The sequence below is a fragment of the Corallococcus sp. CA053C genome (genome assembly GCF_003611675.1).
Classification (GTDB): domain Bacteria; phylum Myxococcota; class Myxococcia; order Myxococcales; family Myxococcaceae; genus Corallococcus.
Genome location: NZ_RAWA01000266.1, coordinates 1 through 13,578, shown reverse-complemented (window position 1 = coordinate 13,578; position 13,578 = coordinate 1). Strand labels below are relative to the sequence as shown.

Genomic DNA, 13,578 nt, shown 5'->3' with positions numbered 1-13,578 from the left:
TCCTCCACCACCCCCACCGCCGACCGCTCCACCGCCGCGCTCATGTCGCCTCCTCGCATGCCCACCCGCCATCGGTGCGGATGTCCGCCCAGTATGGGGAGCCGTCTGACACCCGAGCGTGAGGTAGGATGCACGGATCAACCTGTCAGGTCGGGCCCTCCACTCGGGGAGCAAGCACGGATCCGCGCGTGCGTCTTCACATGGCACCGGACATGCCAGGTCACCCTGCCCTCAACGAAAAAGGGCCCCGCGTCGCCGCGAGGCCCTTCCACCGTGCACACCGCCGCGCAGCGCGGATCAGCCGCCTGCTAGCCGGCGCACAGCACCTTCACCTCCACCTTCGTGTCGCCCACGCGCCGCAGGCACGGGCCCAGGAAGAACAGGCGCGCGGAGCGGTCCTCGCCGGACGGCTCGTAGCGCAGGTCGCCGTTCGCCACCGAGCACGTCTGCACCGAACCATTCGCCCGCGTCACGTTCACGATGGCCAGCCGCGGATCCGGCAGGTTCACCACGTCGATGCTCTGCGCCACCGTGGCCAGCTCCGCGATGTCGATCAGCGTCTCCCGGTAGTCGCTCTTGCAGATGGAATCCAGGTTCGCCCGCGTCGCGTCGAACTCCGTCGCCATGGCGCTCTGCCGGAAGCCGGGGCCATAGGAGGTCGGGCAGTCGATGTTGCGCACGTAGGTCGCGCCGCCCACCGTCTCCTTCACGGCCCCCACCTGCTTGTCCGTCAGCCCCACCGGCCCGATGGTCGCCCACAGCACCTCGCGCGACGCCCCGCTGCTGTCATGCAGCCCCTGGAAGGTCTTGAAGTAGTCCGCCACCGGCGTCAGCTTGTCCGCGTTGTCGCTGCACGCATCCACGCCCGAGTCCAGGCTCAGCGCCACCGGCGACGGCCGCTCGATGGAGCTGCAGTCCTCCTCGTCCGACACCACCACCACCAGCAGGCGCGCGCCGTCCCGCAGGAAGCCCCCGTTGCCTCCCTCGGCGATGGGCCGCTCCGCCAGCGGAGTGCTGACCGCCAGCCGCACGGCCTCGAAGGGCGTCTCCTGGCCGCTGCCGGACGTGCCCTGGGCCACCAGGCGCTGGAACTTGTCCAGGAGCAGCGGATCCGAGCTGTCGATGAAGCGCTCGTCGGTGGGCTTCCCGGCTTCGTCCTTCACGGGCTGCAGGCGCCCTTCCTGATCCGGGAACGAGCGGATGCTGTCCGAGCCGTTCTCCAACGCGAGGCGCTGATACACGGAGGTCGTGATGACCCCCACGCGGAACTCCTGCGCCACCCCGCTCCCCGCCTTCAGCGCGGCCAGGAAGGCAGGCAGCTCCGTCGCGATGGCCTGCTGCTCCTCCTGCATGGAGTTCGAGTTGTCGATGACGAAGAGCAGATCCGTCTTCTGCGGAGCCACCACCGGAGGGGTCGCTTCACAGGTGTCCGGCACCGTGGAGCCCGCTTCGTCGACGGGCGAGTGACACCCCATCGCCAGGAGCGCGGACAGCGTCAGCAGGTGGGCACAGGTGTGGGCCTTCACGTCGACCTCCAGTACGGCGAGCGCACTCGCGCATCGCATCAAGCAGAGAGGGGGCGAGCATGCCCCACCCCCCCGTAAGACGCGAGACTTCTGGGCCGTTAGAGGATGAGCGTCGTACAGCCGACGAGGCACGGAAATAACGCACATCGCGTTTGCCATGTCCGGTTTGGTTGTTACGTTGGTTCATCCGTCGCAGAAATCAACCGGATGGTTCACCGGCCCGGCCGCTTGCTGACCGGGTTCAAGCAAGGAAGAGGCCGAACTCCATGTCTGACGAGAAGAAGAAGGGCACCGCGGCCAGCGCCATGCCCACCGCGATGGCCCCTCCGGGGCTCATCAACAAGGAAGACATCCCGCAGGTGCTGCCCATCCTGCCCCTGCGCAACAGTGTCTTCTTTCCCGGGGGCGTGCTCCCCCTGGCCGTCGGCCGCCAGAAGACGATCGCGCTGATCAAGGACGCCGTTCGCGACGACCAGGTCATCGGTGTCGTCACGCAGCGCCGCGCTGAAGAAGAGGATCCGGGCGCGTCCGACCTGTACACGATGGGCACCGTCGCCCGCATCGTGAAGCTGTTGAAGATGGGCGAGGACAACTACTCCCTCGTGGTGCAGGGCCTGGCCCGCTTCCGCGTGATGGAGCTGGTGCAGGAAGCCCCCTACCTCAAGGCCCGCGTCGACGCCGTGGAGGACAAGACCTCCTCCGAGAACGTCGAAGTGGAGGCCCTGGGCATCAACCTGAAGAAGCTGGCGCGCGAGGTCATCGAGCTGATGCCCGAGCTGCCCGCCGCCGCCACGGAGCTGGTGGAGAGCATCACGCACCCGGGCCACCTGGCGGACCTCATCGCCGCGAACGTGGACGTGCCCATCGAGGAGAAGCAGGCCGTGCTGGAGACGGTCGACCTCAAGGCGCGCATGAAGCTGGTGCTGGAGCTGCTCAACCGCAAGCGCGAGATCCTCAAGCTCTCCAACAAGATCGACTCCGCCGTGAAGGGCGAGATGTCGAAGACCCAGCGCGAGTACTACCTGCGCCAGCAGTTGAAGGCGATCAAGGAAGAGCTCGGCGAGATGGGCGAGGAGGAGGAGGAGCTCGACGAGCTGCAGGAGCGCCTGAAGAAGGCCGCCCTTCCCCCGGAAGTGGAGAAGGTCGCCCAGAAGGAGCTCAACCGCCTGAAGACGATCCCGGCGGCCTCCAGCGAGTACACCGTCGCGCGCACCTACCTGGATTGGATCGCGGACCTGCCGTGGTCGAAGATCAGCGAGGACAACCTCGACATCGAGAACGCGCGCCAGCAGCTGGACAAGGATCACTTCGGCATCAAGAAGGTGAAGAAGCGCATCCTGGAGTACCTGGCCGTCCGCAAGCTGAAGAACGACATGCGCGGGCCCATCCTGTGCCTCGTCGGTCCCCCGGGCGTCGGCAAGACGTCGCTGGGCCAGAGCGTGGCGAAGGCCACGGGCCGCAAGTTCGTGCGCCTGAGCTTGGGCGGCGTGCGTGACGAGGCGGAGATCCGCGGCCACCGGCGCACCTACGTGGGCGCGCTGCCGGGCCGCTTCATCCAGAGCATGAAGAAGGCCGGGACGAAGAACCCGGTCATGATGCTGGACGAGATCGACAAGCTGGGCGCGGACTTCCGCGGCGACCCGAGCGCGGCGCTGCTGGAGGTGCTGGACCCGGAGCAGAACAGCACGTTCAGCGACCACTACCTGGACGTGGCGTTCGACCTGTCGAAGGTCATGTTCGTCGCCACGGCGAACCAGCTGGATCCCATCCCCGGGCCGTTGCGCGACCGCATGGAGATCATCGAGCTGACGGGCTACACGTTCGAGGAGAAGCAGGCCATCGCCCGCATCCACCTCGTGCCCAAGCAGCTGCGCGAGCACGGCCTGTCGCCGGACCACATCGAGATCCTGGACGAGGCCCTCCTCATCCTGACGACCTCGTACACGCGTGAGGCCGGCGTGCGTAACCTCGAGCGCCGCATCGCGGACATCTGCCGCGCGGTGGCGGTGGAGGTCGCCGGTGGGAAGCTGGACAAGCAGACCATCGGGACGGAGCGCGTGAAGGAGATCCTCGGGCCCGAGATGTTCTACTCGGAGGTCGCGGAGCGCACGGAGGTTCCCGGTGTGGCGACGGGCCTCGCGTGGACCGCGGCGGGTGGCGACCTGCTCTTCATCGAAGCCACCAAGATGGCGGGCAAGGGCGGCATGACGCTCACCGGCCAGCTGGGTGACGTGATGAAGGAGAGCGCCACGGCGGCGCTGAGCTACCTGCGCAGCAAGGCGGAGTCGCTCGGCATCAACCCGAACTTCCTCGAGAAGACGGACCTGCACCTGCACTTCCCGGCGGGCTCCATCCCCAAGGATGGCCCCTCCGCCGGCGTCACCATTCTCACCGCGCTCACCAGCCTGCTGACGGGCATCCGGGTGCGGCACGACACGGCGATGACGGGCGAGGCCACGCTGCGCGGCCTGGTCCTGCCGGTGGGTGGCATCAAGGAGAAGGTCCTGGCGGCGCACCGCGCGGGCATCAAGCGCGTCATCCTGCCGGAGCGTTGCCGCAAGGACCTGATCGACGTGCCGGATCAGGCGAAGAACGAGCTGGAGTTCATCTTCGCCACGCACATGGATGAGGTCCTCAAGGCCGCGCTGGAGACGTCGCCGTTCAAGGAGCCCGCCGCGGTGCCCACCACCACGGACACGCCTCCGGAAGTCCGCGCGTAGCTTCGCGGGACGGCGGTTCGAAGGCTTGAAGTGACGCGGGCAGGTTCCCTGGTTCCAGGGGACCTGCCCGTCGTCTTTTCCGGAAGCCCCCTGCCCTGCCCTGCCCTGTCCTGCCCTGTCCTGGCTCAGGCCGGGTTCAGGACGAGGGGCAGCGTGGCGGGCCCGCGCACCACCAGCGTGCGGTGCCACGTCATGGGCTCCGGGCCGGCCTCCACGTGGCGGAAGGCGTCCAGCAGGGCCTCCAGGGCCAGCCTCCCCACCATGCGCGCCAGCTGGGCGCCCAGGCAGAAGTGGATGCCATGGCCGAAGGGCAGGTTCTGCGGGCCGGGGCGGGACAGGTTGAAGCGATCGCCGTCCGGGAAGTGGGCCTCGTCGTGCGCGGCAGAGCCCAGGAGCACCAGCACCGGGGCGCCCTTGGGCAGCCGCACGCCACCCAGCTCCACCTCCTCGGTGGTGAGGCGCGGCGCGGCCTGGGCGGGCGGCTCGTAGCGCAGCACCTCGTCGATGAAGGCGGGGATGCGCGAGCGATCCACGCGCAGCTGGGCCCAGACCTCCGGGTGCTCGCGCAGCACGACGAGCGACGCGCCCAGCAGGTGCACCACCGTCTCGATGCCACCCACCAGCAGCAGGGCCATGAAGGCGATGAGCTCGTCGCGCGACAGGGCCTCGCCGTCCACGCGGGCCTGTTGCAGCTCGCTGATCAGGTCCGTGCCCGGCTGCTGGGCGCGCGCGTCCAGCACCTCGCCGAAGTAGGCGCGCAGCTCCGCCACGGCGTCGCGGGCGCGCTGCTTGCGGTCCTCCTCCTCCGGGCGGACGGTGGTGACGCCGCCAGTGATGAGGTCCGCCCACTGCTTCAGGCGCGTGGAGCGCGTGGGGTCCAGGCCCAGCAGGTCGCTGATCACGGCGGCCGGAATGCGCAGCGCGTAGGGCGACATCATGTCCACCGGGCGGCCCCGGGGCAGGTCCGCCACCGCCTGCCGGCAGAGGTCCCTCACGCGCGGCTCCAGCCGGGCCATGGCCGCCGCGCCGAAGGCCTTCTGCACCAGCACGCGCAGGCGGCCGTGCTGCGGCGGGTCCATCGTGAGCATGGACTCCGAGAAGGGGTTGCCGCCCAGCCAGGGCGGGTTGGTGGCCACGCGGAAGCCCTGGGACGAGAAGCGCTGGGGGTCCTTCAAGACGCGCAGCACGTGGTCATGGCGAGACACCGCCCACATGCCACCCGGATCCACCTGACACACGGGAGCCTCGCGGCGCATGCGGGCGTAGGTGGGATAGGGATTGGCCTTCACTTCGGGCGACAAGAGGTTGAAGCGCACGCTCATGATGGGTCATACGCAAGCAGCGCCGCGAACTGGCACGCAAGAGGAGCGCACCCCATGAAGTACGCCAACCTGGGACACACCGGCCTGCGGGTGTCCCGCATCTGCCTGGGCTGCATGAGCTACGGCACCCCGAAGTGGCGCCCCTGGGTGCTGGACGAGGAGGCCTCGCAGCCCTTCTTCCGCCGCGCGGTGGAGCTGGGCGTCACCTTCTTCGACACCGCGAATATGTACTCGGACGGGGTGAGCGAGGAGGTGACGGGCCGGGCCCTGCGCCGCTACGCGAAGATGGACGAGGTGGTGCTGGCGACGAAGGTCTACTTCCCCACTGGCAGCGGGCAGAACGAGCGCGGCCTGTCGCGCAAGAACATCACCCAGGCGTGCGAGGCGAGCCTCAAGCGGCTGGGGGTGGAGACCATCGACCTGTATCAAATCCACCGGATGGATCCGAACACGCCCATCGAGGAGACGCTGGCCGCGTTGGATCAGCTCGTGCGTCAGGGCAAGGTGCGCTACCTGGGCGCCAGCTCCTCGTACGCGTGGCAGTTCGCGCGCGCGCTGGGCGTGTCCGAGCGCAACGGCTGGGCGCGCTTCGTGTCCATGCAGGACCACTACAACCTCGTCTACCGCGAGGAGGAGCGGGAGATGCTGCCCCTGTGCGAGGCCGAGGGGGTGGGCGTCATCCCCTGGTCCCCGCTGGCCCGGGGGCTGCTCACCGGCACGCGCAAGTCGCTGGACGACCGCGAGTCCACGACGCGCGCGGAGACCGACACGCTGTCGCCGGGGCTCTACAACCAACCCGGGGACTGGGACGTGGTGGAGGCGCTCAAGCAGGTGGCGGAAGCGCGCAAGGCCCCGCCCGCGCAGGTGGCCCTGGCGTGGCTGCTGTCCAAGCCCGTCGTCACCGCGCCCATCATCGGCGCGACGAAGCTCGAGCACCTGGAGGACGCGGTGAAGGCCGTGACCCTCAAGCTCCAGCCCGAGGAACTCAAGGCGCTGGAGGCGCCCTACAAGCCCCACGCGGTGCGCGGGATGTAGAGGGCCCCCAGGCCACGGACGCGCTGCCTTCAGTCCTCCTTCGCCAGCGCGTCCACGTCCTCCGCCAGCGGGGTCAGCTCCTCGAAGAACGAATCCATCGAGTGCGCCGGGGCGACGCGCAGCACCGGCGGCAGGAGCGAGCGGGGGAACTCCAGCGCCTCGCTGAAGTCCTCGTTGCCCAGCATCACCGACACGTTCGTCAGCACCAGCACGCCCACCGACGCGATGACGAGCCCGCGCACCACGCGCTTGCTGCTCCACCGCGTCACGTAGCGCAGGTGCCAGTAGAGCCCCCACCCCACCAGGCCCAGGATGAGCAGCGTCCGGACGACGGCCAGCCCCGAGCCCAGCGCGAAGCTGAAGCTCAGGAGCGCGAACAGCGGCGGCGACAGCGCGAAGCCCAGCAGCACCATCCCGCCGATGGTGGCGTGCGCTCGGAAGTAGTAGCTCCGGCGCGCGATGCGGCTCGCCAGCGACCAGCCCCCGGCCCACAGGAGCGCCAGCCCCAGCGGCACCACGCCCGCGAGCAGCAGGTCGCCCCAGTCCGTCTTCTGGAACTGGGTCACCCGTTCGGAGATGAAGGCCACGGCGACCAGCGCCTGCAGCGTCAGCGCGAAGGCCCGGGGGCGCTCGAAGAGGCGCTCGCGCGGGACGGCTTCGTTGACGACGGTGTCCTCCACCTCGAAGCCGCGCGGCCGGAAGCGCAGCACCGTGTCGCCCACGGCCACGCGCGCATCCGGCGTCAGCACCAGCTCCTGGAGGCGCGCCCAGGGCTGCACGTTGAACGTGCCGTTGACGCTGCCCACGTCGTGCAGCACCACCGCGCCGTCCTCGCGCCGCTCCAGGCGCAGGTGCTCGGCGGACACCTTCGGGTCGTCCAGGATGACGTCGTTGCCGTAGCCGCGCCCCACCGTCACGGGCAGCTTCTCCAGCCGGTGGCGGGCCTGGACGGCGTCGCCCTCCAACACCTCCAGGAAGATCACTTCGTCCACGACAGGCCCTCCAGGTAGCGGCGCGCCAGCTTGCGCGCGTTCTCCGCGGAGAAGCCGCCCAGCGTGAGGCTGGTGTCCACGCCGTGCGTGGAGGCGTTCAGCGTGGCCGCGCGCAGCACCAGGTCGTAGAGGCCCGGGAAGCGGCGGTAGGAGCGCAGGCAGATGGCGGCGCGCACCGTGAGCCCGCCCACGTCCACGAACTCCGAATTGCAGCGGAAGTTGGTGACGTCCTCGCGCGTGGCGGACACCGGATCCGGATCCTGGGAGAAGAGCGTGCTGTAGAGCGCGGAGAAGCGCATCGCGCCCAGCTTCTGGCTCGTGACGTGCTGGTGCAGGTAGGCCACCACGCCCGTGCGGTGGCTGGAGGACAGGAAGATGTCCTCCTCGGAGGAGCACTGGTAGCTCGTCACGGTGTACGGCGTCTCCGGGTCGTGCGGCGTGTCGCCCCAGCACTTGAGGAACGGGCTCCAGCGGCCCGGGACGCGGTACTCGCCCAGCGCCTGCTTCGGCAGGTCCGTGGCCATCAGCCGGTCGGTGATGCGCTGCTGGTTGGCCAGCAGCTGCTCGCGCACGGACACCATCAGCGCGGCGGAGTCCGGCGGGGCTTCGAGCTTCAGCGCGCCGTCCAGGAGCTGCCGCGCCTTGGCCACCGGCACGAGGAAGCCCACCTGGTTGCCCATGGTGGCCACGTTGACGCCCACCACGCCGCCCTCGCCGCTGAGCGTGGGCCCGCCGCTCATGCCGGGGTTGATGGCGCCGGTGAAGTGCACGCGCTCGTAGAGGGCGTCGCGCACGAGGCCGTTGTAGGTGCCCTCCACGATGGTGGTGCCCAGGTCGCGCGGGTTGCCCATGGCGAACAGGCGCGTGCCCTGCGGCGGCTCGTCGGCCTCCAGCTTGAAGAAGTCCGCGACGGGCGCCTCCACCTGGATGACCGCCACGTCGCTCGCCACGTCCACCGCGAGCAGGCGCACCGGCACCGTGGAGTCGCCCCGGTCCAGTTCCGCCGTGTAGTCCTCCGGGTGGAGCACCAGGTCGGAGACCACGTGGTAGTTCGTGAGGGCGTGGCCCTTGGCGCTCACGAAGAACGCGGAGCCGATGGAGGACTTGGTGCCGGAGCGGCGCTCGATGATGCGCACCTGCGCGACGCGGCCCTGGATGCGGCGGAACAGCTCATGGGTGGCGGGAGGCAGCGAGGCCACCGGCAACGGCGGCACCATCGCGTCCGCGACGCCGGCATCCGGCACTGGCACCGGCACGGTCGGCGGCCCTGGCGGCCCCAACGGCCCCGGAGCAGGAACCGCGGCGGGCCCCTGCGCGAGCACGGCGACAAGGAGGAGGGAGAACATGGGCGCGGCACCGTATCCCACCACGGGCCCTCCAGGGGATGCCTTGCGGGCCCCTACGACAAGGCTGTTCCCTCGCCCTGCCGGCGCCGTCGCCAGGCGGCGTAGGACACGAGCAGCGCCCCGGCCAGGGTGCCCGCGAGCGCCCCCGCGAGCCGCTTGGAGATGACCCCCGTCACCGGCGCGTCCATGCGGAAGGTCTCCAGCGAGGCGCGGACCCGGGGCGCCATGGCCTCCCAGCGATCCGCCGGCACGCTCACGGTCACCACCGCGTGGCGCCCCTCGGACGCGAGCCCCGTCACCAGCACCGTGCGCACCTGTCCTGCCTCACGCAGCGTGCCCAGCAGCTCCACCCGGGGCACGGGCCCGCCCACGCGGTCCACCCGCTCCGGCGTCAGGGCCACGCCCAACTCACGCTGGAAGTGCTGCACCACGGCGGTGGAGAACGCGTCGCGTTCGGAGGGACTGGCGGAGAACCCTCCGTCCACCACGGCGATGAGGAACGTGGCCGCGTCCGGCCCCTCCCCGTCCGCCAGCGCCGCTGAAAGTCCGCGCGTGCGGGCGCCGTCCTCCGACACCGCGCCCGCGTGCGAGCCGGCGTAGCGCTCCCAGCGCGTCATCCGGAACGAGTCGGGAGGGCGGAAGCTGTAGCCATCCCGGCGCAGCTCCGTGCCGAGCGCACCGGACAGCGACAGCCAGACACCGGTGAGCACGGGCAGAAGCATGCCTGTCGAAGATAGCGCGCCCATCGCTGGCGCGTCGCGGTGCCCTTTCGGCCATGGCCCGTGGCATGGTCCGCCGCCCCGGAGCGCGCCCCTGCTGGAGAGACGTGATCACCCCATGAAGATCCTCGCCATTTCGGGCAGCCTGCGGAAGGGTTCCTCCAACACCGTGCTGCTGCGGGCCGCCCTCAAGCTGGTCCCGCCCGGGGTGGAGCTGTCGCTCTACGAAGCGCTCGGCGACATCCCGCCCTTCAACCCGGACCTCGACGACCTCGACCGCGGCATCGCGCCTCCCAGCGTGCTGGCCCTGCGCGCGGCGCTCCAGGCCAGCGACGCGGTGCTCATCTCCAGCCCCGAGTACGCCCACGGCGTCTCCGGCGTGATGAAGAACGCGCTGGACTGGCTGGTGGGCAGCGGCGAGTTCTCCGGCAAGCCCACCGCGCTCATCAACGTCTCGCCGCGCGCCCACCACGCGCACGCGTCGCTGATGGAGGTGCTGCGGACCATCAGCTCCACGGACGTCATCGAGGGCCTGCTCACGGTCCCCCTCACGGGCCGGAAGGTGGATGAGGACTCGCTCGCCGCGGATCCGGACGTGGCGCCTGTCATCGTCAAGACGCTCCAGGCGCTCGTCCAGGCGGCCCGGCCCGAGACTTGAACTCAACACGTCCGTCACGCGTGCGCCCGCCAGGCTGCCTCCCCGCTCGCCGGCCCGGAGCGGTGGAAGCCTTGCGACCCGGCGAGCGCTCCTGCTTCCCGTGTGACATCCCGGGCGGCCACCGGCTACGCTCGCGTCCGAGATGACTCCTGCCGTCCGGGCCGACATGGAAGCACGTGCCGACCGCGCCCTGCGCCGGGGTGAGCTGGCCGAAGCGTTCGAGCTGTTCGAGCACCTGCTGCGCGCCTTCCCCTCCGAGGAGGCCCTGGCCCTCAAGCTCGCCCACCTGCGGGACAGCCTCCTGCCCCAGGAGCTTCAGCACCTGCGCAACCGCGTGAAGGAGCCCCAGCGCCTGCCCCTGGGCCCGCAGTCCGCCATGCAGGAGGGCGAGCGCCTCTTCACCCTGGGTGACTACGTGGGCGCCGCCGCCGCGTACCGCCGCGCGCTCCAGGAGCGCCCCGGCAACGAGCTGGTGCAGGAGCGGCTGGAAGAGCTGTACCGGATGGCCAAGGAGATGCCGGTGCAGTCTCCCACCGACAAGGCCCTGCCGCCCGAGAAGGAAGACGCCCTCCAGGCCCTCCTGGACCGCCTGGCCTCCCGGCGCCGCCTCAAGCGCGACTGAGGGGTGTCCCCCTCGTCCTTGCGAGCGGAGATCCGACGCGACGCGTGATTCGTGCGTTGCGCACCCTGGAGGTGGCACCTACAATCCGCACCGACGTTGCTGTCATAGTGTCGCGAGCCTTCACTGACACCCACGTCCGACTTTTCCCGTTCCCGCGTTCCTATGACAAGACCTCTCCGACTCGGAGTCCTCACCGGCGGTGGCGACTGCCCGGGGCTCAACGCCCTCATCCGGGGCCTCGTCCGACGGGGCGCGCACGAGTTCGGTCACTCGTTCGTGGGCATCGAGAACGGCTACATGGGGTTGATGGAGCCGGAGCTCGTCCGCCCGCTTGGCGTGGAGGACACGCGCGGCATCCTGCCCAAGGGCGGCACCATCCTGGGCACGTCCAACAAGGCGAACCCGTTCGCCTACCCGGTGCGTGAGGGCGCCGCCTGGGTGGAGCGGGACTTGTCGGATCAGGCGCTGCGCCGCTGCGAGGAGCTGCGGCTGGACGGCCTGGTCGCCATTGGCGGGGACGGCACGCTGTCCATCGCGGACCGGCTGGCCGCGAAGGGGCTGAAGGTCGTCGGGTGTCCCAAGACGATCGACAACGACCTGTGCGGCACGGACCAGACGTTCGGCTTCGACACCGCGCGGCTCATCGTCACCGAAGCGCTGGATCGGCTGCACACCACCGCGGAGTCCCATGATCGCGTGATGGTGCTGGAGATCATGGGCCGCAACGCGGGCTTCCTCACGCTGGAGAGCGGCATCGCGGGCGGCGCGGACCTCATCCTCATCCCGGAGATTCCGTACAAGGTGGAGGCGGTGCTGGAGACGCTGCGCCGCCGGGCCACGCGCCGCCGCAGCTTCTCCATCATCGCCATCTCCGAGGGCGCGTACCCGGCGGGCGGCACGCTGTCCGTACTGGCGCAGGCGTCGGAGATTCCGGGCCGGGGCGTGGTGCGGCTCGGCGGTTCAGGCAAGGTGTGCGCGGATTTGCTCGCCAGCCACATCGATGCGGAGATTCGTGTCACGGTGCTCGGCCACCTGCAGCGCGGAGGCAGCCCGAGCGCCGCGGACCGCGTGCTGGCCACGCGTTATGGCTGCAAGGTTCTGGACCTCATCCGTGATGACCAGTGGGGACACATGGTGGCGCTCCGGAACAACGAGATTGTCAGCGTTCCGCTGAGCGAGTCGCGCAAGGAGCGACGGGTGGATCCCCAGGGAGACCTGGTGCGGTTCGCCCGGAGCATGGGCATCGGTTTCGGGGACTGAGGGAGAAGCGCACCACGCCATGTCGCTCGTCGGCCGCCATATCGGTCGCTATCGCATCCTGGAGGAGCTGGGCTCCGGGGGCATGAGCGTCGTGTACAAGGGGCTCGACACCGCCCTGGACCGCGAGGTCGCGGTGAAGGTGCTGCACCCGCACCTGGCCGGCAAGGACGAGTCCCGCCGTCGGCTCGCCCGCGAGGCGCGCGCCGTCGCGAAGCTGCACCACCCCAACATCCTGGAGGTGTTCGACTTCTCCTCGGCGGAGGCGCACGACGCCTTCATCGTCACGGAATACATCCGGGGCCGCACCCTCAAGACGTACCTGGATGAAGGCCCGATGGAGCCGCCCGAGCTGGCGGCGATGATCATCCACGAGCTGGCGGCGGCACTGGCGCACGCGCACGAGGCGGGCGTCATCCACCGCGACCTCAAGCCGGAGAACGTCATGGTGCGCGAGGACGGGGTCCTCAAGCTCATGGACTTCGGCATCGCGCGGCTGCTCGACATCGAGGACCGGATGACGGTGACGGGCGCGCTGGTGGGTTCGCCCGCGCACATGGCGCCGGAGATCATCGAGGGCCTGGAGGCCGGGCCGGAAGCGGACATCTTCAGCCTGGGCATCATGTTCTACGCGCTGATGACGGGCCGGCTGCCGTTCACCGCGTCCAACACCACCGCGACGCTCAAGCGCATCCTGGACGGGACGTACGAGGATCCGCGCCGCCGCGTGCCCACGCTGTCGGACGAGCTGGCGGAGATCTGCGCGACGTGCCTCCAGCGGGATCCGCAGCGGCGCTACCCCAACGCGGGCAAGCTGCGCGACGCGCTGGCGGACGCGCTCGCGGGGCTGGGGTTCTCTCGCGTCGGTGAAGAGCTGATCTCCTTCTTCGCGGATCCGCCGTCGTACCAGCGGCTCGCGCGCCAGCGCATCGTCGCGGCGCTCCTGGAGCGCGGGGAGCGGCAGCTTCAGGAGAAGCGGACGCCGCGGGCGCTGGCGTGCCTCAACCACGTGCTCGCGCTGGATGCGACGAACGAGCGGGCGCTCGGGCTGCTCAAGGGGCTCCAGCGCCAGCAGCGGCGGCGCACCTGGCGGCGGCGCGGCGTGCGCATGGGCCTGGGGGTGGGCGTGGCGCTCGCGCTGGGCCTGGGCGGCTGGCAGTGGAACCGCTCGCATCCGGCGGACCCGGACGTGGCCCCCGTGAAGGCGGGCACGACCGGCACGTCCACGACGCAGGTGAAGGGCACGGGCTCACAAGGCACGGACGCACGGATCACGGGCACGGATCCGCAAGGCACGGTGACGGGTCCGCAGGGCACGGGTGGCTCCACCGGCACCGGCACGAATCCCCAGCCTCCGCCGGTCACGACCAGCGCCCCGAAC

At 70.2% G+C, this 13,578-nt stretch carries 11 protein-coding genes; 6 read left to right on the top strand and 5 right to left on the bottom strand.

The window, feature by feature from the left end:
• Positions 1-308: 308 nt before the first annotated feature.
• Complete coding sequence (locus tag D7V97_RS28690; RefSeq protein ID WP_199728974.1) at positions 309-1,526, bottom strand: VWA domain-containing protein; 1,218 nt, start codon at positions 1,524-1,526, stop codon at positions 309-311.
• Between the two features lie 266 nt (positions 1,527-1,792).
• Between D7V97_RS28690 and lon the strand changes: the two genes are divergently transcribed.
• On the top strand, positions 1,793-4,246 hold the full coding sequence (gene lon, locus D7V97_RS28685) for an endopeptidase La (RefSeq protein ID WP_120613827.1): 2,454 nt from the start codon (positions 1,793-1,795) through the stop codon (positions 4,244-4,246).
• A 125-nt stretch (positions 4,247-4,371) separates the two neighbouring features.
• Here lon and D7V97_RS28680 read toward each other — a convergent pair whose 3' ends face one another.
• A complete protein-coding gene (locus tag D7V97_RS28680) occupies positions 4,372-5,568 on the bottom strand; it encodes a cytochrome P450 (protein ID WP_120613826.1) in 1,197 nt (398 codons plus the stop codon).
• Between the two features lie 54 nt (positions 5,569-5,622).
• On the opposite strand from D7V97_RS28680, the gene D7V97_RS28675 reads away from it, so the two are divergent.
• Entirely contained in the window at positions 5,623-6,603 is a 981-nt protein-coding gene (locus D7V97_RS28675; RefSeq protein WP_120613825.1) for an aldo/keto reductase, read from the top strand.
• Positions 6,604-6,632: 29 nt separating this feature from the next.
• Here D7V97_RS28675 and D7V97_RS28670 read toward each other — a convergent pair whose 3' ends face one another.
• From D7V97_RS28670 to D7V97_RS28660, 3 genes are read right to left on the bottom strand one after another with little or no spacing between them, the layout of a single operon-like run.
• Positions 6,633-7,595: an FHA domain-containing protein gene (locus D7V97_RS28670; protein ID WP_120613824.1), complete on the bottom strand. Its 963-nt coding sequence runs from the start codon at positions 7,593-7,595 to the stop codon at positions 6,633-6,635.
• Positions 7,583-8,941, bottom strand: a complete 1,359-nt coding sequence (locus D7V97_RS28665) for a serine protease (protein ID WP_120613823.1) — start codon at positions 8,939-8,941, stop codon at positions 7,583-7,585. The genes D7V97_RS28670 and D7V97_RS28665 overlap by 13 nt, the downstream gene beginning before the upstream one ends.
• A 53-nt stretch (positions 8,942-8,994) precedes the next feature.
• Positions 8,995-9,663, bottom strand: coding sequence for a hypothetical protein (locus tag D7V97_RS28660; RefSeq protein WP_120613822.1), 669 nt, complete (start codon positions 9,661-9,663; stop codon positions 8,995-8,997).
• Between the two features lie 115 nt (positions 9,664-9,778).
• On the opposite strand from D7V97_RS28660, the gene D7V97_RS28655 reads away from it, so the two are divergent.
• The 4 genes from D7V97_RS28655 to D7V97_RS28640 all read left to right on the top strand — a co-directional run.
• Positions 9,779-10,318, top strand: coding sequence for an NADPH-dependent FMN reductase (locus D7V97_RS28655; protein WP_120613821.1), 540 nt, complete (start codon positions 9,779-9,781; stop codon positions 10,316-10,318).
• 142 nt (positions 10,319-10,460) lie between these two features.
• The gene (locus tag D7V97_RS28650; protein WP_120613820.1) at positions 10,461-10,940 is read left to right on the top strand and encodes a hypothetical protein; all 480 of its coding nucleotides are present in this window, start codon (positions 10,461-10,463) and stop codon (positions 10,938-10,940) included.
• Positions 10,941-11,102: 162 nt separating this feature from the next.
• Positions 11,103-12,200, top strand: a complete 1,098-nt coding sequence (locus D7V97_RS28645) for a 6-phosphofructokinase (RefSeq protein ID WP_120613819.1) — start codon at positions 11,103-11,105, stop codon at positions 12,198-12,200.
• 19 nt (positions 12,201-12,219) lie between these two features.
• Positions 12,220-13,578: serine/threonine-protein kinase (locus tag D7V97_RS28640; RefSeq protein WP_233583281.1), on the top strand; the 1,359-nt coding region annotated here is incomplete at its 3' end.